Below are 20,657 nucleotides of genomic sequence, written 5' to 3' on the forward strand. Positions count from 1 at the left end.
ATCAAAAGCCGGAACGCACCGGAACCGCGAAGGACATCCGGCCAATTGCCGAATGTCCACAGACTCTTAGCGGGTGGGAATCGGGGTCTCGCCCGAATAGTCGTAGAAGCCGCGGTTGGTTTTCCGGCCCAACCAGCCGGCTTCCACATATTTCACCAGCAGCGGACAGGGGCGGTATTTGCTGTCGGCCAAGCCCTCGTGCAGCACCTGCATGACTGACAGACAGACGTCGAGGCCGATGAAATCGGCCAATTCGAGCGGCCCCATCGGATGGTTGGCGCCCAATCGCATGGCGTTGTCGATGCATTCCACCGATCCAACCCCCTCGTAAAGGGTATAGACCGCCTCGTTGATCATCGGCAGCAGGACGCGATTGACGATGAAAGCGGGAAAATCCTCGGCGCTGACCGAGGTCTTGCCCATCCGGGCGACCAGATTCTTGATGGTGGCGAAGGTTTCCTCGGCGGTGGCGATGCCGCGGATCAATTCGACCAGAGCCATCACCGGCACCGGGTTCATGAAGTGCATTCCCATGAACCGGGCCGGGCGGTCGGTGGCGGCCCCGAGGCGGGTGATCGAGATCGAGGAGGTGTTTGAGGCGATGTAGGCGTCGGGCTTCAACACCGGACAAAGTTTCGCCAGAACCTGCTTTTTGACCGCCTCGTTTTCCGTCGCGGCCTCGATGACCAGATCGCAGTCGGCGAAAAGACCGTATTCGGTGCCGGTTTCGATCCGCGCCATGGCGGCCGCCTTGTCATCGGCGGAAATCTTCCCCTTGCTGACCTGCCGGTCGAGATTTTTACCGATGGTGGCGATCCCCCTGGCCAGGGCTTCTTCGGAAATATCGACCAGCTTGACCGAAAATCCCGAGACCGCGCAAACATGTGCGACACCGTTGCCCATCTGCCCGGCACCGATGACACCAATGGTTCGGATCGCGCTGGAATCCCCTTGCCGGGGCAGATTGGGTTGTGATGTCACTTGCTCAACTCCGTTGCGAGTTCAGGCAAAGCTTGAAACAGGTCGGCGACGAGGCCGTAATCGGCCACCTGAAAGATCGGGGCCTCCTCGTCCTTGTTGATGGCGACGATGATCTTGCTGTCCTTCATTCCGGCCAGATGCTGGATGGCTCCCGAAATGGCGACGGCGATATAGAGTTCGGGAGCGACGATCTTGCCGGTTTGGCCGATTTGAAGATCGTTGGGAACGAAACCGGCGTCGACCGCGGCTCGCGTCGCCCCGACGGCGCCGCCCAATTTGTCGGCCAGCGTTTCCAAAAGTTTGAAGTTCTCCAGCGACCCCATGCCGCGGCCACCCGAGACGATGATCTGCGCCGCGGTCAGTTCCGGGCGTTCGGATTTCGAGATCTGCTGGCCGACGAAGGTCGCCCGGCCGGGGTTCTCCCCCGCCGCGATCGCCTCGACGGAGGCTTGCCCGCCCTCGGCCTTCGCCGCCTCGAAGGAGGTGGCGCGCACGGTGATGACCTTGAGCGCGTCCTTGCTCTGCACGGTGGCCAGGGCGTTGCCGGCATAGATCGGACGGACGAAGGTGTCGGGGGAGACGATGGCGCAGATGTCGGAGACCTGGGCCACGTCGAGCAATGCCGCCACGCGCGGCATCACGTTCTTTCCGCCGGCGGTGGCCGGCGACAGGATCGCCTGATAGCCCTTGCCGACGGCGGTGATCAGCAGCGACAACGGCTCGGCGAGGTCATGCTCGTAGATGGCATCGTCGGCGAACAGCACTTTGGCGACGCCGTCGATTTTGGCGGCGGCGTCGGCCACCGGGCGGGCGTTGTGGCCGGCCACCAGCACATGGATGTCGCCGCCCAGCTGGCGCGCGGCCGAGACGGTGTTGAGGGTCGCCGTCTTCAGGACGGCATTGTCATGTTCGGCAATGACGAGGACGCTCATTGTCAAATCACCTTCGCTTCATTCTTCAGTTTGCTGACCAGTTCGGCGACGTTCGCCACCTTGACGCCGGCCTTGCGGCGCGAGGGCTCCTCGACCTTGAGGGTGATCAGGCGGGGGGTGACGTCGACACCGAGGTCGGACGGGGTCAGCGCGTCGATCGGCTTCTTCTTCGCTTTCATGATGTTGGGGAGCGAAGCGTAGCGCGGTTCGTTGAGGCGCAAATCGACGGTGACGACCGCCGGCAGCGCAAGCGCGATCGTTTCCAGACCGCCATCGATTTCGCGGGTGACCTCGGCCCTTTCCCCATCGATGGCCAGTTTCGACGCGAAGGTGCCCTGCGGCCAGCCCAGAAGGGCGGCAAGCATCTGGCCCGTCTGATTGGAATCGTCATCGATCGCCTGTTTGCCGACGATGATCAGCGCGGGCTGCTCCTTGGCGACGATGGCCTTCAGGAGCTTGGCCACGGCCAGCGGCTGCAATTCCGTGTCGCTGCCCACCAGGATGCCGCGGTCGGCGCCCATGGCGAGAGCCGTGCGGATGGTGTCCTGGGCCTGTTGCGGCCCCATCGACACGACGACGATTTCGGTGGCCTTCCCGGCCTCCTTCAACCGAACAGCCTCCTCGACGGCGGTTTCGTCGAAGGGGTTCATGGTAAATTTAACGTTGCCGGTATCAACGCCGGTTCCGTCCGCTTTGACGCGGATTTTGACGTTGTAATCAACCACACGTTTGACAGCCACCAGAACCTTCATGGGACCTCTTCGTCAGTTTGAGCAAGCCTTGCGGGCGGCTCCTTTGGTTTAAGTTACAATAAGGGCAATTATCTCATCTCTAACCTATTGCACTGCACCCTAGGGCGGCGGCATTTTGTTGTCAACCGGCGCCCCTCGTCGTCAGAAGTTTACCGAGTTTCGCCAGGAACCCATAGAAAGTCCCGTTCCCGGTCCTTATTGAGATGTCGGGCGAAGACGAAAAGATGGTCGCTCAGCCGATTGACATAGGCAATCGTCAAGGGATTGACCGGTTCGCTCTCCGCCAATTGGCAGATCAGCCGCTCGGCCCTTCTCACGATGGTGCGTGCGAAATGCAGATGGGCGGCGGCGGGCGTGCCGCCGGGCAGAATGAAACTGGACAAGGGGGCCAACATCTCGTTCATCGCGTCGATTTCCCGTTCCAGTCGATCGATCTGCGTCTGGATGATGCGCAAAGCGGGCCGGGAGCCGGGATTTTCGGGGACGCAGAGATCGGCGCCCAGATCGAAGAGATCGTTTTGGATGCGCAGAAGCACGGCGTCGGCATCGGGGGCGCCGCCGGTATGGAGTCGGGCCAAACCGATGATAGCATTGGCTTCATCGACCGTTCCGTAGGCTTCGACCCGCAGGTCATGTTTAACGACCCGGCGTCCGTCGCCGAGGGATGTCTTGCCCTCGTCGCCGCTCCGGGTATAGATGCGTGTTAGTCGCACCATGGTCGATCTTTCCTTCGTCAGGCGGTGTCTTCGAGACATGTTATAGCGCCTGACGGGTGAATGGCTATAATCGCTCGCAACAAGCAGACAGGGTTTCATGCGGTTCTCACCCATTCTCAGCTTCTATATCGGCCGCCATTTCCTCATGGCGTTTCTCGGGGCGCTGGGCGTGATCATGGGGCTGATCCTTTTGTTCGACATCATCGAGCTGATGCGGCGGACGAGCACCCATGCCGAGATCGGCTTTTCCATCATTTTCGAAATGGCGTTGTTCAAGTTGCCGCAGATGGTGCAGTTGATTCTGCCGTTTGCAGTGATGATCGGCGCCATGACGGCCTTCTGGACGATGACGCGCAGCCGTGAGCTGGTGGTGACCCGTTCGGTCGGCATTTCGGCATGGGAAATCCTGGCGCCGGTCATGATCGTGGTGATGGCCATCGGCGTATTCAACGTGGCGGCTTTCAATCCCCTGGCGGCGACGCTTTATAAACGTTACGAGCGGCTGCAGGACCAGATGCTGATGCGTGGCGGCGGCAGTCCGCTGGTGGTTGGGGAAAGCGGCCTTTGGCTGCGCGAGCTGCACGGCGACGAGCAAGTGGTGGTGCATGCCAATGCGGTGCGGCAGGAAGGATATGACCTGCGTCTGCGCGAGGTCAGCGTCTATGTGGCCGACTCCAACGAACATTTCCTCTATGGCATCGAGGCCACTCTCGGGCAGCTCGACAAGGGCTTCTTCCATCTGACCAGTGCCCGTATTCTGCGTCCCGGCCGTCCCGTCGAGTTCGTTCCCTCCTACGATCTGGCGACCCAGCTCACGCTCGCCAAGATTCAAGACAACTTCGCCTCGCCGGAGACCATTTCCTTCTGGGAACTGCCGGGGTTCATCAACTTTTTTGAAAGCGCCGGCTTTTCGGCCAACCGTCAGAAGCTTTACTTTCAGACGCTGTTGTCCTCGCCCCTGCTGCTGGTGGCGATGGTGCTGGTGGCGGCGGTCTTCTCGCTGAAGCCGGATCTGCGTTCGGGCGGTCTTCTCGTCCGCCTGATCGGCGGCGTCGTGTCCGGATTCGTTTTCTATTTCTTCTCGAAGGTCGTCTACGCCCTGGGACTGTCGGCCACGTTGCCGGTGATCATGTCGGCCTGGACGCCGCCGATGGTCACCGGTCTGGTCGGCCTCGCCGCCCTTTTTCACCTGGAAGACGGCTGATATCCCGCGGTGGCGGGCCGCCGTCGTCAATTCCGGCCTCCCAGCAGGCCGCGGGCGATCACCTGGGCCTGAATCTCGGCGGCGCCTTCGAAAATGTTGAGCACGCGGGCGTCGCAAAGGATCCGGCTGATCGGATATTCCTCGGCATAACCGTTGCCGCCATGAATTTGCAGGGCGTTATCGGCATTCGCCCAGGCGACGCGGGCGGCTAGAAGCTTGGCCATGCCCGCCTCGATGTCGCAGCGCCGCTCGCCATCTTTTTCCCGGGCGGCGAAATAGGACAACTGGCGGGCCAGCATCGTTTCCACCACCATCCAGGCGATCTTGCCATAGACCCGGGGAAAGGCCGACAGCGGCTTGCCGAACTGGATGCGTTCGCCGGCATAGCGCAGGCCCGTCTCCAGGGCGCTTTGGGCCACGCCGACGGCGCGCGCCGCCGTCTGGATCCGCGCCGATTCGAAGGTGGCCATCAACTGCTTGAAGCCCTGGCCCTCGACACCGCCGAGCAGATTGGCCTCGGGTACGCGGAAGCCGTCGAAGCCCAACTCGTATTCCTTCATGCCGCGATAGCCGAGTACCCGGATTTCGCTGCCGGTCATGCCGTCGGCCGGAAAGGGGACGTCATCGGTACCGCGCGGCTTCCCGGCCAGCAGCATGGACAATCCCCGCCAATCCCGGCTTTCGGGAAGGGTCCGCACCAGAAGCGTCATCAGGTCCGAGCGGGCGGCGTGGGTGATCCAGGTTTTCGCGCCGGTCACCCGGAAGGCGCCGTCCTGCCGGACCGCCCTGGTTTTCAGAGAACCGAGATCGGACCCGGTGTTGGGTTCGGTGAAGACGGCGGTCGGCAGAATTTCGCCCGACGCCAGTTTCGGCAAATAGTCCTGCTTCTGCGCTTCCGTGCCGCCCAGCCGGATCAACTCCGCCGCAATTTCCGAACGCGTGCCCAACGAACCGACGGCGAGGGACCCCCGGGACAGTTCCTCGGTCACCACGCACATCGCCGTTTTGCCCATGCCCAATCCGCCATATTCCTCGGGGATCGTCAGGCCGAATACGCCCAGTTCCGACATCGCATCGATCACCGTCATGGGGATCAATTCGTCCTTCAGATGCCAGCCTTGCGCGTGAGGGACCACCTGCTCTTCGGTGAAACGCCGGAACTGTTCCCGGATCATGTCCAGGGTCTCGTCTTCCAGGCCGGGGTTACCGAAATCCGGTCCTTCCGCGACCGATTGGGCGATTTTCCGACGGACGGTATCGCTATTGCCCCACCGGCGCAGGCGGGCGATGGCGGGTGTCTCGAAAGTGGCGGCATCGGCATCGTCGAGACCGAAGTCACCCAGGCGGACAAACTCCATCTGGCTCATCGGGATGCCGCCGAAGATCTGGTTGAGATATTCGCCGAAGGCGGCTTGCAGAATGAGCTGCTCCAACTCTCCCAGCCGGTGCGCCTCTCCCAGGCGTTCCGCCCAATGAAGCAGTTGCGTCAGAGCCTCGGCATAAGTCGCGAGCCATGCGAAGCCATGGGCGGCGAACTGATGCGTTTCCAGCGCTCCGGGATCGATGGCGCCGTCCCGGAGCGTCAGGGCCGATACGCCCTGGCGGACGCGCGAAAGCAGGGGACGCAAGTCGCGAAGGGCTTCGGAACAAAGCGGCAGAAGATCGGCGAGGCGGCCGTCGTCGTGCGGGCGGATGTCGGTCATGGGCTTCTCCTGGGGCGTTGGCAAGGGGCTGGACGGGGTTTCCTCGTCCTCATCCCTCGATGCACTCCTCCAGCGTTCGCCGTCCCGGCTTCTTGGCCTGAATCAGGACCGCCATATTGCCCGGCTTATGTTTGTTGGCCAGCATCTTCATATGCGCGGCGGGGATCTCCTCCCAGGGGAAGATTTCCGACATGCAGGGGTCGATGCGCCGCTCGATGACCAGCTGATTGGCTTGCGCCGACTGCAGGAGATTGGCGAAATGGCTGCCCTGGATGCGCTTCTGGCGCATCCAGACGAAGCGGGCGTCGAAGGTCAGATTGTAGCCGGTGGTCCCGGCGCAGAAGACCACCATGCCGCCCCGTTTCACCACGTTGCAGGAAACCGGGAAGGTCGCTTCTCCGGGATGTTCGAAGACGAAGTCGACGTCGGTGCCCTTGCCGGTGATGTCCCAGATGGCTTTGCCGAATTCCCGGACTTTCTTCATGTAATCGCTGAAGGCCTTGGGATCGCCGTCGATGTCGGGCAACTGTCCCCAGCAATCGAAATTCCGCCGGTTGATCACGCCCTTGGCTCCCAGCGACATCACGAAATCGCGCTTGTCCTCTTCGGAGATGACGCCGATGGCGTTGGCTCCCGACACGGCAATGAGCTGGATGGCCATTGACCCCAAGCCGCCCGAGGCTCCCCAGACCAGGACATTTTGTCCCGGCCGCAGGATATGCGGGCGATGCCCGAACAGCATGCGGTAGGCGGTGGCCAGGGTCAGGACGTAACAGCCCGACTCCTCCCAGGTCAGGTGGCGCGGCCGGGCCATCACCTGCTGGGCCTGGACGCGGGTGAACTGCGCGAAGGAACCGTCCGGGGTCTCGTAACCCCAGATGCGTTGGCTGGGCGAGAACATCGGATCGCCGCCATTGCACTCCTCGTCGTCGCCGTCGGTCTGGTTGCAGTGCACCACGACCTCGTCGCCAACCTTCCAGCGGTTGACCTTGGATCCCACCTTCCAGACGATGCCGGCCGCGTCCGAACCGGCGATGTGATAGGGCGCCTTGTGGTAATCGAACGGAGAGATCGGCTTGCCCAGCGCGGCCCAGACGCCGTTGTAATTGACACCGGCCGCCATCACCATGACCAGGACGTCGTGGGAATCGACCTCCGGCGTATCGACCACTTCGCATTGCATGGCCACATTCGGCTGGCCGTGGCGTTCGCGCCGGATGGCCCAGGCGTACATTTTCGCTGGAACATGACCGAGCGGCGGGATTTCGCCGATTTCGTAAAGATCCTTGACCGCCTGATTCGCCTGAGGGGCCAGCGCCCGCACCGCATCGTTCATTGTCCTTGTTCTCCCTTTCCAGCCGGGCGCGACGGCCCTGCTCCCAATCCCCTGGACGAACGTCTTGGTTGGAATGCTCGGTGGCATTCAGATTTTTCTAATATCGATTCTTATCGTTTTGCCTCTTTTTTTGCAATGCACAAAATGATAGTTTCTTGCGTATATGAGTGTTAATGAGAAATTTTAGACTAAATTAAGCTAAGTAATTGAATTCAGAGGCAAGAAACCACTGAGAGGGAGATGCCGGGATGACGGATGGCGATACTACTTTTGCGCGATCTGAGGGCGCTGAGCGCGAAAAACCCTGGCTGTTCCGGACATATTCCGGACATTCCTCGGCGGTCGAGAGCAATCGTCTTTATCGGACCAATCTGGCCCGTGGCCAGACCGGCCTTTCCGTGGCTTTCGACCTGCCGACGCAAACCGGCTACGATTCCGATCATCCCCTGGCCAGGGGCGAGGTGGGCAAGGTCGGCGTACCGATCTGCCATCTGGGCGACATGATGGCTCTGTTCGAGGGCATCCCGCTCGAGAAGATGAATACGTCGATGACCATCAATGCGCCGGCGGCCTGGCTGCTGGCTCTTTATGTAGCGACCGCCGAGCGGCAAGGGGTATCCCGGCGTTCGCTGGCGGGAACGACGCAGAACGACATCATCAAGGAATATCTGTCCCGCGGAACCTACATCTTTCCGCCGGAACCGTCGTTGCGTCTGTCCACCGACGTCATCACCTTCGCCTATCGGGAAATTCCGCAATGGAATCCGATGAACGTCTGTTCCTACCATCTGCAGGAGGCCGGGGCGACCCCCGAACAGGAACTGGCCTACGCCCTGGCCACGGCCATCGCCATCCTGGACAGGGTCAAGGCCTCCGGTCAGGTTCCGCCGGACGAGTTCGGCCAAGTGGTCGGGCGCATCAGCTTTTTCGTCAATGCCGGTATCCGGTTCGTCACCGAACTTTGCAAGATGCGGGCGTTTGTCGAACTGTGGGATGAAATCTGTCTGCAGCGCTACGGCGTCATCGATGAGAAGATGCGCCGTTTCCGCTATGGCGTTCAGGTCAATTCACTGGGCCTGACCGAGCAGCAGCCGGAAAACAACGTCTATCGAATTCTTCTGGAAATGCTCTCCGTCGTGCTGTCGAAGAAGGCGCGGGCGCGGGCTGTGCAACTTCCGGCCTGGAACGAGGCGCTCGGATTGCCAAGACCCTGGGATCAGCAATGGTCGCTCCGGCTTCAGCAGATCGTCGCCTATGAAACGGATCTGTTGGAGTTCGGTGATATTTTCGACGGTTCGCCGGAAATCGCCCGCAAGGTCACGTCCTTGAAGCGTCAGGCGACCGAGGAGCTGGCTCGGCTCGACGCCATGGGCGGCGCGGTTGCCGCCGTCGAATCCAGTTATATGAAACAACGTTTGGTCGAAGCCAACAGTCGGCGGCTGGCGGCGATCGAGTCCGGCGAACTGGCCGTGGTGGGGGTGAACCGTTTCCGGGATGGGGAGCCCAGCCCTCTTGCGGTCGCCGACGGCGCGGTCGTCACCGTCGATCCGGGGGCCGAGGCCGAACAAATCGGGCGTCTTCAGGAATGGCGGGCTGCCCGTGACGGCCAGGCGGTGACGCTCGCCCTGGAAAAGTTGGATCGCGTGGCGAGGGAGGGGGAGAACGTCATGGAGGCGTCGATCGCCTGTGCCCATGCCGGGGTAACGGGGGGAGAATGGGCGGCCTGCCTTCGGCGCATCTTCGGCGAATATCGGGCTCCGACCGGAGTCGGGCGGGCCGCGGCCCAGGCGGCGGGGGAGAAGTTGCAGGAGGTGCGCGGCAAGGTCGAGGCGGTGAGCGATCGTCTGGGCAGACGGATCAAGATGCTTGTCGGCAAGCCCGGTCTCGATGGTCATTCGAACGGCGCCGAGCAGATCGCCGTCCGGGCGAGGGACGCCGGCATGGAAGTGGTCTATGAGGGCATACGCCTTACTCCGGCGCAAATCGTCAACGCCGCCTTGGAGGAGGGCGTGCATGTGGTCGGACTTTCGATTCTGTCCGGTTCCCATGTATCCCTGGTGGGCGAGGTGCTGGACCGGATGCGGGCGGCGGGGTTGGGAGATGTTCCGGTAATCGCCGGAGGCATCATTCCGCCCGAGGACGAACGGTGCCTGCTCGACGCAGGATGCGCCCGCATCTATACGCCCAAGGATTACGACCTGACGGCCATCATGGGCGACATCGTTGATCTGGTTGGCCGTCAGGCCTAAACATCAACCGGGAGGAAGGACGGCGATCGCCGTTTCGTTTGCCTTGAGATGGTCGGTCGGGAAGACCTGGCCCAGCTCCGGCGTCAGCGTGTTGCGCAGATGAAGGGCGACCCCGTCGCGATATTCGGGCCTGATCGGCGACCAGGTCACATAAACGCTGCTGCGGCCCTCGAAAGCCAGGATTTCCTGAGTGTCGCGGGCTTGCCCGATGGCGGCGCCGAGATTGTCGGTCGCTCCCACGTAAATCCATTTGGGGTGAATGCCGCGGGTCCATAACACGTAAACGCCGCCCACTCCCGTCAATCCCGCCTCGGCAGGACGGAGGCGCAGCAGACGATAGTAATATCCGCGTTCGTCGCGCTGCCATTCAATGTCGACGGGCGCCTTTGGCAGCACCTTGGATGATCCTCGGCCTTTCCAGAATTGCAGAAACATCTCGGGAAATCACACTCCAAGCCTAGCCGGTATTACCGATTCGGCACATTCGCCGAACTGGTGATCATTATATGCTAGATAGCGCGATAGATGGCAGCATCAACAGAACCGCAACGTCGAGTGGCATTCGGCGTTGCGACGTGACCGACGGCGGAAGAGCCCCGGAGCGGGAAAAGGCTCTTAAGGGGGCGTTGATAAATTATCGAATCAACGGCCCCTAAGCCCGAGCGGCGTTTGAGCCCGCCTTAAGCGGAGCGTAGGCGTCATATGGAATCTTAGGGGTTGGAGCGATAATTTCGCGACAGGCCCTAAGCGTCCTGTTTGGAAAGCCAGGTCAGAACCTGGGGAGCGATGGCCTTGCAGGTGATTTGCGCGGAAATCGCCAGCTGGCTCTTCTCCTGAGTGACATGCAACAGGCTTTCGACAAGCTTGCGCAGAATATCCTTGGCGAAGGCCGGACGCGACAGGACGGCGCGTATGTTGTCACCGAAGGCGAACTTCATGGCAGCGATCAGCACGTCGGCCTTGTCGATGTTCAGGCGCTGCATTTCTTCGAGGTTTTCCGCGGCGATATAGCACAGAACATCGCCATAGATGCGGGCCATCGGCTTCTCCAGGGAGGCGCAAACCATGTAGAAGGCCTTGTCGCGACAGAAGAACTCGAAGGCGTTGTCGCCCAATGCCTGACGATAGAAGCCATACATGTCCTTCGACCAGGTGGCGACGCCCCCGATGGCTCCGGGGCGGGTCGCCAGGATGCTGGTGAAATCTCCCCCGGCCGTGCTTTTCGCCTTCTTGATGGTCGGCTGGTCGAATTTGGAGAATTCCAGAATGGCCTCGGCCGTCTGGAGGGCGACGATGTCCTCGCCCAGTTCCAGCAATTGAGCGGAATTGAGCTGGGCGTATGCGGTCAGGAGCGGCAGTTGCCAGTCGAAGGCCATGTAGCGCGCGATCTCGCGAACCTTGCGCTCATCGAACCCGCCACCGGTCTTGCGCTCGACCTGTTCCGTCGTCTTGAAGAACAGAAAGCGGGTCTTGGTTACCGTTTCGGTAACCGTCAATTCCTCTTCGCGGGTGTCTCTTTCCAGGAAAAAGCGCGCACAAGTCTTGATCAACAGTTGTTGTACCTGCGCCAGGCTGATGTTGCAGACAAGCGGGGTATCGGGATCTTCGACCGGACCGCCGTTCTTGCCGACGACGATCTTGCTCACCAGTTCGGCATTGGCCTTATAGGTCTGAATAAAATCGTACAGAATTTTCGGATCGTGGATGACATTCTGATACCCGATACTCTTCTCCAGGATGCCTTTGGCCTGGAAAATTTCGATGACCTTTTTCAAGCCGTCGATGACGCCACGCTTTGTTTCGTTCGTGATGTCGATCGGAGGAGGGAGCTGAGGTAATGCCATTGCGTAGTATTCCGAATCTGCAACGGGGACAAAATCCCCCCAATATCGTGCCCGGTCAATAGCGTTTATAACAAAACGAATTCTAACAGCTCTGGTGAATTTTCTGCCTCACCAAAAGCGTGTCAATGTCTTCACAATGAGGGCGCGATATAACTATCCGACTTGGGTCTTCCTAGTTTAAAAATTGTTGGCGAAAGCACAGCCACCCTGACAACCGCCGACGGGGCATTGCGGCGGTTCGGCCGAGGCGCTTTTGCCCACGGATGGAGCCATGATCGTCTTGCTTACCTGCCGGTCGCCGCATTCGGGACAGGAAATCTCGTGGGCCGCGGCCTTGGCGTCGTAGTCGGACGAATTGGAAAACCATTCGTCGAAGACGTGGTCATGACTGCACTGGACTCTATAAAGAATCATCAAAGTACTCCACTCGGGCTCACTCGGGGCGTTCCGCGGACGACGTCCTCCGGATTTAAGGTCACTTCTAACCAGTCCGGGTGATGGAAATCAACGTCGCCGTTGAGCATCGGGCCTGTTCGTTGTTCCTCGCGTCCCGTCAGCCGAACAGGCTCTTCAGCAACTTTCCCAAGGGAGTCGCCGCCTGGCTGAGAGTGGCGCCGGTGACGGGCGGCATCGGGGCGGAAATCTGGTCGGCGCTTTGCGAGACCTCGGTATAGGCGACCTGCTGTTCGGGTTCGGCTGCCTTCCTCGTCTCGGCCTTGGCCGATTCCTGTCCGGTCGGAATAGGTGCGGGGGGCCATTGTCCCGTTTCGAACGGCCAGGGTTGATCCGGGCTTCTCGTCTTTTTTCCTTGCAGCCGTTCCCCACCCTTGCCATCGCCGATTCCGGTGGTCTGCCCATCGGGGTCGATCTTGGCGTAAACCTGCATCGGCCGGTCGATGGAGTGGTGGACGCGGTCGTAGACGGCGGCGACGCTTCGCGCCGAGTGATTGGAATCGTAGAAGACCGACGGATTTTTGCGGGCCGCCTGCGGCAGCAGATCCGCCGCGGTCTGGGTCGGGTCCTGGTCCTTGGCCTTCAGAACCTTGGCGGCTCCGCCGGGACCGAGGAAATGGGCCATGTAAAGATCGGTCGAATCGACCGTGCGGCCTAATTTCTTCTCGAGCAGGGATTTGTTGTCCTTGGCATATTCGCCGGCCATCAAGGCGGAAATCTGGGGATCTCGGCGCAAATCGAGAATTTTCTGGCGGGCCTCGGCATCATGGATGACGTAATCGCCCTTGGGGGTGCGTTGAATCTGATCGGCCAGATCGGCCAAGCCGTGATCGGAGCCGTGGGTCTTGATCAGATGCAGCCAGGTGTTGCGGGTGAATTGAAACAGTCCCGCCGCCGAGGAGGCCCGGGATCCGGCTTCCGTCTCGAAGGCGCTTTCCTTGCCGGCCTGGGCCATCAAATAGCCGAAACTGACGCCGGTATTGCGGCTGGCGGCCTGGATATTCGGCAGAACCCGTTTCGCCGCCGGTTTTGCCGCCAGCTGGACGGCGGTCGGATCATCCATGCGCTTCATCCCGCTGCCTCCAAACCACGAACCCATTACTGTAAAGACCGAAGTCTTAAGGAATCGAAAACGAAATGATCATGCAGGCCCGGGAAACCGCCGGGCGCGACGGAACGGCGGTTTTCCGGGGAGGCGGCCTTCAAACGCTCGTCTTGTTGGTGACGAGGTCTTCGATGCTGACCATCGGCATCCGATGGAGGCGGGCGAACTCGGCGAGCTGCGGAAGGCGGGCCATGGTCCCATCCGGATTCGTCACTTCGCAAAGAACGCCTGCCGGTTTGCGGCCGGCCAGCAGCATCAGCTCGATGGTCGCTTCGGTATGTCCGCGGCGGGCCATGACGCCGTCCGGATGTGCCCGCAAGGGAAAGACGTGGCCCGGGCGGGCCAAAGCTTCCGGACCGTTTTTATCGGCGATGGCGGCGCGGATGGTGGTAACGCGGTCAGCCGCCGAGACGCCGGTGGTAACGCCCTCCTTGGCCTCGATGGTGACGGTGAAGGCGGTGCCGAAGGCGGAGGTGTTGGTATCGACCATCGGCGGCAGATCGAGCGCCTTGAGGCGTTCGTCGGTCAGGACCAGGCAGACGATGCCCGAGCATTCCCGAATGAGCAGGGCCATCTGAGCCGGAGTAATGGTTTCCGCCGAATAGATGATGTCGCCTTCGTTTTCGCGGTCCTCGTCATCGACCACGACGACGCCGCCGCCATTTCTGATCTGGGCCACGGCACGGGCCACGCGTTCGGCCGGCGTGCCGAAGCGGGACAAGGGGCTTAATTCGTTCGATATCTGATTCATGGTTCTCAACTCTTAAAAAATTTCGAGATGAGCCTGAACCAGGGCAACCTAAAGACATTCTCCCGGCAGCCACGCGGAAAGCATGGCGGAGGCCGGGTGCAGACGCACCATCGGGAAAGGGGCATCACCCTCTCTCCTTAAGGATCGCGCGTCGGCTTATCCTCTTTCATCCGGACTTTAACCGTCGGCTCCGGTTTCTCACCGGATCTGCTGACCTCACCGCCTTGCAGACGGTAGAGCGCTCGCGGGCTTCCCCTGGGATTCCAAGGATTACCGCCGGTCGGGAATCACACCCTGCCCTGAGAACAAGCATTGCTCGTTGTCCCCCGGAAATCCGAGGGGCAAGGGAAATTTGATCCCCTTGGGCGGCGGGCGTCAAGCGGAAGCTCCCAAAGTAATAAAAAAAATATGGATAACTTCGCGGGCCTGGTTCTATTCCCCGGCGTGCCCCTCGGCATGAGCCAACCGTAATATTTCCCCGGGGTCCTCGACGATTTCGAAGGCGGACCGCACCGGTTCGGGCAGGTGACGGGGATGGCCGCTCTTCAGGTCGACGAAGACCCACATGGTTTCCGCCTCGGCCAGAACCTGGCGGTCGGCGGCCCGCCAGAACAAATATTTGCGCGGTGAGCTGCGGGGGCTGAATCCGGCGATCCAGGTATAGAGGGTGATCGTCTCACCGGCGAAGGCCGGCCGGACATATTTGATAAAATGCGACTTCACCACCCAGCTTTGGCCGATTTCGACATAGCGTTCGAGCGGCCAGCCCTGGGCGGAGGAATGGGCGATCGCGACATCCTGCATCCAGCCCAGGTACTTCAGATTGTTGACGTGTCCCAGTTCGTCGATCGCCTCTTCGGGAACGCTAAAACGATGGGTGAAGATCCGGGGCATTGCCATTTTCCTGATGATCGCTTGGAAGAGCTCGGCCGGCCGTTCCCGGCGGGTTATTTGGCGCGATGATATCCCTTGTCGGTCATGCAGGCCCCGATCAGCGCGTCATATCGTTTGGCGTTTCGAGCCTGGTCGACCATCTGCATCGGATTGCTGGTCCGTTCGGTGCCGGGTTCGACATAGGCGCTGGGACCCAGGCTATCCTCGGCTTCGTGCCGGCAGACGGCAAGGTCCGCATCCCAGCGCTGCTGCGGCAGGGCCGGATTGACCCAGCCTGGAGATCCGGCGCATCCGGCGAGGATCGGCAGGCTCAGCAGGAATGGCGGGAAGCGGCGCATGGTCATGAACTCCATGAGGTGGGGTGGGCATTTCGCCATAGTCGATGACCATACGGCAAGTGGGGCGTTCGGGAAGGGGCTATCGCAGGGCAATCGGCGAACCCGCCTGCCCTGTTTTAATTTTTGTCCCTCACGCGCCAACGCGGCGAGAACCATTCTCGAAAAGAGCAACTCGCGCGCGTTTAGCCGATTGCCCCGGGGCTATCGGCTTTTTTTATATCAACCCCGAGGTTATACTCCGCCTCCCGCTTCGGCGGTGCAGCATGGCCGAGCGAGGCCTTGATAAACAACGGAGGAGGGGCGCCATGACGTTGCACGGCTATTTCTTCGAGGATCTGGCGGTCGGTCAAACCGCGATTTTCGGCAAGACCATCACCGAAGCGGACATCGTCCTTTTCGCCGGAATTTCGGGCGATACCAATCCCGTCCATTTGAACGAAGAATATGCCAGCCAGACCATGTTCAAGGGGCGCATCGCCCACGGCATGCTGTCGGCGGGCCTGATCTCCACGGTTTTCGGAACCAAGCTGCCGGGGCCGGGGTGCATCTATATTTCGCAGAATCTGAAATTCAAGGCGCCGGTGAAGATCGGCGATACCGCCATCGCCAAGGTCGAGCTGATCGAGCTTTTGCCCGAAAAGAAACGCGCCAGCTTCAAGACGACGGTCAGCGTCGGTTCGACCATCGTGATCGATGGCGATGCCACTTTGATGGTGCCTTCGCGCGGTTGAAGACTGCGGGACGGTTTGTCACATGGCCCTCAGGCGCCCGGCGCCTGAGGGCCATATAAGTCGGAGCGGGCATCGCCCGCGACTGGGCCGTTGAGGCCCCGCGCGAGCGTTCGCGCGTAAGCCCAAGGGCGCGGATGCGCCCGCCCGGCGCCTGAGGGACAAAATTATAAACCGGAGCGGGCGTCTTGCCCGCGTCCGGGCCCGGCGCCTGAGGGCCATGTATAAGACACGGTTGCTTCTCCGGGCGTTATCGAATACCCCTTACCGTTCTTTTGGGACCGAGGAAAACCAGAGCTTCATGCGTATCCTTCGCCATTACGTGGAATTCCCGGCCGTGCTGCGCGGTGGCGTGGTCGCGCTTGGCAATTTCGACGGCGTGCATCTTGGCCATCAGAAAGTCATCGGCACGGCGCGGTCGTTGGCCGCTGCGAAAGGGATCGCCGGCGGCGTGATGAGCTTCGAGCCGCATCCGCGCGAAGTGTTCAATCCGGGCGCGGCGACCTTCCGCCTGACGCCGTTTCGCACCAAGTCGCGACTGATCGAATCCCTGGGGCCCGATTTTCTGCTGATGCAGCGTTTCGACCGCGAGTTCGCCGCCCACACGGCGGAGGATTTCGTCCTTCAGGTTCTGATGGCGGGACTGGGCGTCGTGCATGTCGTGGTCGGCTACGATTACGTTTTCGGACGGGGCCGCGCCGGCAATGTCGATCTGCTGCGCGCCATGGCCGACCGTTGCGGTTTCGGTGTCACCTGTATCGATCCCGCCCTTGCCGAGGATGGTTTCGTCTATTCCTCGACGCGGATCCGCGAGGCGCTGGTTTCCGGGCGTCCACGCGACGCCGCCCGCCTTCTCGGGCGGAACTGGGAAATCGAAGGACGTGTCGAACACGGCGACAAGCGTGGGCGGACGATCGGTTTCCCGACCGCCAATATCGAATTGGCCGAATATCTTCATCCGGCGGCCGGCGTTTATGCCGTGATGGCCGGAATCGACCGCGGCGGCGCCACCGAATGGCGGCCGGGCGTGGCGAATTTCGGCAAGAGACCCACATTCGACGACCGGGACGTTCTTCTCGAAGTTCATCTGTTCGACTTCGATGGCGACCTTTATGGTCGTCATCTCCGCGTCGGCCTGGTGGATTATCTGCGCCCCGAGCGGAAGTTTTCCGATCTCGAGGCGCTGAAGACGCAAATCGAGGAAGATTGCCAAGCCGCCCGCCAGTTGTTGGCGGTGAACGGCGCCCGATAACGAGCAAGACCATGACCATGGATTACAAGACCACCGTCTTTTTGCCCAAGACCGATTTCCCGATGAAGGCCGGCCTGCCGGACCTCGAACCGAGGCTGCTTGCCCGCTGGAAGGAAATCGGACTGTTCGACAAGCTGCGGCGTCAGTCGGCGGGCCGCGAGAAGTTCGTCCTGCACGATGGTCCGCCCTACGCCAACGGTCACCTGCATATCGGCCACGCCCTCAATAAGATTTTGAAGGACGTGATCAACCGTTGCCAGCAGATGCTCGGCAAGGACGCCCATTACGTTCCGGGCTGGGATTGCCACGGCCTGCCCATCGAATGGAAGATCGAGGAAAAATACCGCGAGGCCGGTCTCGACAAGGATGCCGTCGATCCCATCGAGTTCCGCAAGGAATGCCGGGAGTTCGCGGCCCATTGGATCGAGGTCCAGAAGGCGGAATTCCAGCGGCTGGGTCTGGAGGGCGACTGGGATCGGCCCTATACCACCATGGCTTTCGCCGCCGAGGCGCAGATCGTCCGCGAACTGGGCAAGTTCGTGATGAACGGTGGCCTCTACAAGGGCGCAAAGCCGGTGATGTGGTCGGTCGTCGAGAAGACGGCCCTGGCCGAGGCCGAGGTCGAGTATCACGATCATAGCTCTGTCACCATCTGGGTGCGCTTCCCGGTGATCGAGGCCAGCCGTCCCGAATTGGAGGGGGCTTCGGTCGTCATCTGGACCACCACGCCCTGGACCATGCCGGGTAACCGCGCCGTCGCCTTCGGTCCGTCCATGACCTATCACGTCTATCGGATCGATGCGGTGGCCGAGGGCAGCCTGGCCGTGCCGGGCGAACGCCTGGTCTTAAGCGAGGATCTGGCTTCCCAGGTGATGACGGATGCCAAGGTGACCGCGTTCAGCGTGGTGGCGAGCCTGCCCGGCAGCGCCCTGGCCGGCACCGTGCTGTCCCATCCCTGGAAGACGCATCCCGAGGCCGCCGGCGGTTATGCCTTCCCGGTGCCCCTGCTGCCCGGCGATTTCGTCACCAACGATACCGGCACCGGCTTCGTCCATATCGCGCCGGGCCACGGCGAGGACGACTGGCGTCTGGGCCAAGCCCACGGCATCGCCGTTCCCGATATCGTCATGCCGGACGGCACCTATTATCCGTCGGTTCCGCTGTTCGCCGGCCAATCGGTCCTGGCGGCCGGCAAGAAGGGGGAATATTACTCGCCCGTCGCCAAGCCGGTGATCGAGGCGATGAAGGCGGTCGGCGCCCTGCTGCATCACGGCAAGGTCAAGCACAGCTATCCCCATTCCTGGCGGTCGAAGGCGCCGCTGATCTTCCGGACCACGCCGCAGTGGTTCATCAGCATGCAGACCAACGATCTTCGGGCCAAGGCGCTGGCGGCCATCGACGAGACCCGCTGGGTGCCGGCCCAGGGACGCAACCGTATCTATTCGATGGTGGAGAACCGACCCGACTGGTGCGTGTCGCGTCAGCGCGCCTGGGGCGTGCCGATCACCGTCTTTGTTCACAAGACCACCGGCGAGGTCATGCGCGATCAGGCGGTCATCGACCGGATCGCCGCCGCCGTCGAGGCGGAAGGGGCTGATGCCTGGTTCACCTCGCCGCCGGAGCGCTTCCTGGGCAACGACTACAAGTCCGAGGATTGGGAGCAGGTCGGTGACATTCTCGACGTCTGGTTCGATTCCGGCTGCACGCACGCATTCGTGCTGGAAAACGGCGGCTGGGGTCTGCCCTGGCCGGCGTCTCTCTATCTGGAAGGCTCGGACCAGCATCGCGGCTGGTTCCATTCGTCGCTGCTGGAAAGCTGCGGGACACGGGGCCGGGCACCTTACGACGCTGTGCTCACCCACGGTTTCGTGCTCGACGAGGAAGGCCGCAAGATGTCCAAGTCTTTGGGCAATGTGGTCTCGCCGCAGGAGGTGGTGGCTCAGTTCGGTGCCGACATTCTACGTCTCTGGGTGATCGGGTCCGACTATTCCGAGGATTTGCGGATCGGTCCGGAGATCATCAAGACGCAGGTCGACATCTATCGCCGCCTGCGCAACACGCTCCGCTATCTCCTGGGCGCCCTGGACGGATTCAGCGAATCCGAGCGCCTCGATCCAGCCCGGATGCCGCCGCTCGAGCGGTGGGTGCTGCACCGGTTGTCCGAAATGGATGGGCTGGTCAGGCAGGCCTGCAAGGATTTCCAGTTCCATAATCTGTTCGCCGAGCTGCACAATTTCTGCGCGGTCGACCTGTCGGCCTTCTATTTCGATATCCGCAAGGATTCGCTCTACTGCGACCATTCGGCGGATCTGCGCCGGCGCGCCACGCGGACGGTGATGGATCTGCTGTTCACCTGCCTGACCCGCTGGCTGGCTCCCTTCCTCTGCTTCACCGCGGAAGAAGCCTATCTGGCCCGCAATCCGGGGAGCCCGGGCAGCATCCATCTCGAACCCTTCTTCGATGTTCCGGAAAGCTGGCGCGATGACGCCTTGGCCCGGCGATGGGCGAAGATCCGCGATCTGCGCCGAGTCGTCACCGGGGCGCTTGAGATCGAACGTGGCGCCAAGCGTATCGGTTCCAGTCTGCAGGCGGCGCCGCAGGTGGTGTTGGCGCCCGACTATGAGATCGATCTCGACGGTCTCGATCTGGCCGAGATCGCCATTACGTCGAAGATCGTTCTCGAACGCGGGGACATTCCATCCTCGGCCTTCGCTTTGCCGGACGTGCCGGGAATCGGCGTGGTTTTCCGGACCGCCGAGGGCGAGAAATGCCAGCGATGCTGGAAAGTGCTGCCCGACGTCGGCACGCACGCGGGGCACGAAGGCCTGTGCGGCCGTTGCGCCGACGTCGTCGCGAAAGGGGGCCGGGGCTGATGAGCGAGGCGGCCCGAATCACCCCGGCGCGCGGCAGTCTCGTTTTCGGGCTGGCCGTCGCGCTGTTCACGGCGATTCTCGACCAGGCCAGCAAATGGACCATTCTCGACCTCTTCCGTCCGGAGGGTGTCTCGGGAACCCCGTTTTCATCGCCCTTGCGGATCGAGGCATTGCCCATCCTCGATTTCGTCCTGACCTGGAACCGCGGCGTCAGCTTCGGCATGGGCAATGACGGTGGCCATTACAACGTGCTGATTTTTACCGCTCTGGCGGTGCTCATCGGCGGTTTTCTGGTTGCCTGGATGGCCAAGACCGCCAATCCCTTGATCCTTGCCTCGCTTGGGCTGATCGTCGGCGGGGCGGTCGGCAATGTGATCGACCGTTTGCGTTTCGGCGCGGTGGTCGATTTCTTGTATGTGCATATCGGCGCGTTCGATTGGTGGCCGGTTTTCAATGTTGCTGATTCGGCGGTTTGCATCGGTGCTGGATTCTTGGTGTTCGACTCCTTGTTTGCGAAACGGGATTCGAATATGAATACGCAATGAC

General features: G+C 61.5%; 19 protein-coding genes and 1 riboswitch. Of the genes, 6 read left to right on the forward strand and 13 right to left on the reverse strand.

Annotated features, from left to right (window positions below):
* Positions 1 to 66 precede the first annotated feature (66 nt).
* The 4 genes from CWS72_RS23735 to CWS72_RS23750 form a co-directional block, all read right to left on the reverse strand.
* On the reverse strand, positions 67 to 981 hold the full coding sequence (locus tag CWS72_RS23735; protein ID WP_274540619.1) for a 3-hydroxybutyryl-CoA dehydrogenase: 915 nt from the start codon (positions 979 to 981) through the stop codon (positions 67 to 69).
* Positions 978 to 1,913, reverse strand: a complete 936-nt coding sequence (locus tag CWS72_RS23740; protein WP_101253138.1) for an electron transfer flavoprotein subunit alpha/FixB family protein — start codon at positions 1,911 to 1,913, stop codon at positions 978 to 980. Before CWS72_RS23740 ends, CWS72_RS23735 begins: the two co-directional genes overlap by 4 nt.
* A 2-nt stretch (positions 1,914 to 1,915) precedes the next feature.
* On the reverse strand, positions 1,916 to 2,665 hold the full coding sequence (locus CWS72_RS23745) for an electron transfer flavoprotein subunit beta/FixA family protein (RefSeq protein WP_101253139.1): 750 nt from the start codon (positions 2,663 to 2,665) through the stop codon (positions 1,916 to 1,918).
* Positions 2,666 to 2,814: 149 nt separating this feature from the next.
* Positions 2,815 to 3,381, reverse strand: a complete 567-nt coding sequence (locus CWS72_RS23750) for a cob(I)yrinic acid a,c-diamide adenosyltransferase (RefSeq protein WP_101253140.1) — start codon at positions 3,379 to 3,381, stop codon at positions 2,815 to 2,817.
* A 97-nt stretch (positions 3,382 to 3,478) separates the two neighbouring features.
* Between CWS72_RS23750 and lptG the strand changes: the two genes are divergently transcribed.
* Positions 3,479 to 4,585 carry an LPS export ABC transporter permease LptG gene (gene lptG, locus CWS72_RS23755; protein WP_101253141.1) on the forward strand — a complete coding sequence of 369 codons (1,107 nt, stop codon included), beginning with the start codon at positions 3,479 to 3,481 and terminating at the stop codon, positions 4,583 to 4,585.
* 26 nt (positions 4,586 to 4,611) lie between these two features.
* Here lptG and CWS72_RS23760 read toward each other — a convergent pair whose 3' ends face one another.
* Together CWS72_RS23760 and ccrA are read right to left on the reverse strand one after the other, a co-directional pair.
* Complete coding sequence (locus CWS72_RS23760) at positions 4,612 to 6,288, reverse strand: acyl-CoA dehydrogenase family protein (RefSeq protein ID WP_101253142.1); 1,677 nt, start codon at positions 6,286 to 6,288, stop codon at positions 4,612 to 4,614.
* 49 nt (positions 6,289 to 6,337) lie between these two features.
* Complete coding sequence (gene ccrA / locus CWS72_RS23765; protein WP_101253143.1) at positions 6,338 to 7,624, reverse strand: crotonyl-CoA carboxylase/reductase; 1,287 nt, start codon at positions 7,622 to 7,624, stop codon at positions 6,338 to 6,340.
* Between the two features lie 248 nt (positions 7,625 to 7,872).
* Between ccrA and CWS72_RS23770 the strand changes: the two genes are divergently transcribed.
* On the forward strand, positions 7,873 to 9,873 hold the full coding sequence (locus tag CWS72_RS23770; protein ID WP_101253144.1) for a protein meaA: 2,001 nt from the start codon (positions 7,873 to 7,875) through the stop codon (positions 9,871 to 9,873).
* Between the two features lie 3 nt (positions 9,874 to 9,876).
* On the opposite strand, the gene CWS72_RS27955 is transcribed toward CWS72_RS23770, so the two are convergent.
* The 7 genes from CWS72_RS27955 to CWS72_RS23800 form a co-directional block, all read right to left on the reverse strand.
* Positions 9,877 to 10,269 (reverse strand): hypothetical protein, encoded by a 393-nt coding sequence (locus CWS72_RS27955; RefSeq protein ID WP_158240800.1) that lies wholly within the window; start codon positions 10,267 to 10,269, stop codon positions 9,877 to 9,879.
* 347 nt (positions 10,270 to 10,616) lie between these two features.
* Positions 10,617 to 11,717: a hypothetical protein gene (locus CWS72_RS23775; RefSeq protein ID WP_101253145.1), complete on the reverse strand. Its 1,101-nt coding sequence runs from the start codon at positions 11,715 to 11,717 to the stop codon at positions 10,617 to 10,619.
* A 177-nt stretch (positions 11,718 to 11,894) separates the two neighbouring features.
* Positions 11,895 to 12,131, reverse strand: a complete 237-nt coding sequence (locus CWS72_RS23780) for a DUF1178 family protein (RefSeq protein WP_101253146.1) — start codon at positions 12,129 to 12,131, stop codon at positions 11,895 to 11,897.
* A 139-nt stretch (positions 12,132 to 12,270) separates the two neighbouring features.
* The gene (locus CWS72_RS23785) at positions 12,271 to 13,242 is read right to left on the reverse strand and encodes a transglycosylase SLT domain-containing protein (RefSeq protein WP_101253147.1); all 972 of its coding nucleotides are present in this window, start codon (positions 13,240 to 13,242) and stop codon (positions 12,271 to 12,273) included.
* A 130-nt stretch (positions 13,243 to 13,372) separates the two neighbouring features.
* Positions 13,373 to 14,026, reverse strand: coding sequence for a 3,4-dihydroxy-2-butanone-4-phosphate synthase (gene ribB / locus CWS72_RS23790; RefSeq protein ID WP_101253148.1), 654 nt, complete (start codon positions 14,024 to 14,026; stop codon positions 13,373 to 13,375).
* 154 nt (positions 14,027 to 14,180) lie between these two features.
* Positions 14,181 to 14,337: riboswitch (FMN riboswitch) on the reverse strand.
* 121 nt (positions 14,338 to 14,458) lie between these two features.
* Positions 14,459 to 14,920 carry an acyl-CoA thioesterase gene (locus CWS72_RS23795; protein ID WP_101253149.1) on the reverse strand — a complete coding sequence of 154 codons (462 nt, stop codon included), beginning with the start codon at positions 14,918 to 14,920 and terminating at the stop codon, positions 14,459 to 14,461.
* 53 nt (positions 14,921 to 14,973) lie between these two features.
* Positions 14,974 to 15,264, reverse strand: coding sequence for a hypothetical protein (locus CWS72_RS23800; RefSeq protein ID WP_146002853.1), 291 nt, complete (start codon positions 15,262 to 15,264; stop codon positions 14,974 to 14,976).
* Positions 15,265 to 15,563: 299 nt separating this feature from the next.
* Here CWS72_RS23800 and CWS72_RS23805 point away from each other — a divergent pair, with 299 nt between their 5' ends.
* The 4 genes from CWS72_RS23805 to lspA all read left to right on the forward strand — a co-directional run bounded on the left by CWS72_RS23805 (position 15,564) and on the right by lspA (position 20,656).
* Positions 15,564 to 15,989: a MaoC family dehydratase gene (locus tag CWS72_RS23805; protein ID WP_101253151.1), complete on the forward strand. Its 426-nt coding sequence runs from the start codon at positions 15,564 to 15,566 to the stop codon at positions 15,987 to 15,989.
* A 298-nt stretch (positions 15,990 to 16,287) separates the two neighbouring features.
* On the forward strand, positions 16,288 to 17,238 hold the full coding sequence (locus tag CWS72_RS23810) for a bifunctional riboflavin kinase/FAD synthetase (RefSeq protein WP_101253152.1): 951 nt from the start codon (positions 16,288 to 16,290) through the stop codon (positions 17,236 to 17,238).
* Between the two features lie 11 nt (positions 17,239 to 17,249).
* A complete protein-coding gene (ileS, locus tag CWS72_RS23815; RefSeq protein ID WP_101253153.1) occupies positions 17,250 to 20,111 on the forward strand; it encodes an isoleucine--tRNA ligase in 2,862 nt (953 codons plus the stop codon).
* Positions 20,111 to 20,656, forward strand: a complete 546-nt coding sequence (lspA, locus tag CWS72_RS23820; protein WP_101253154.1) for a signal peptidase II — start codon at positions 20,111 to 20,113, stop codon at positions 20,654 to 20,656. The genes ileS and lspA overlap by 1 nt, the downstream gene beginning before the upstream one ends.
* The last annotated feature ends 1 nt before the right edge of the window (position 20,657 follow it).

Origin of the sequence: Telmatospirillum siberiense, from assembly GCF_002845745.1 — a bacterium.
Classification (GTDB): Bacteria; Pseudomonadota; Alphaproteobacteria; order Rhodospirillales; family Magnetospirillaceae; genus Telmatospirillum; species Telmatospirillum siberiense.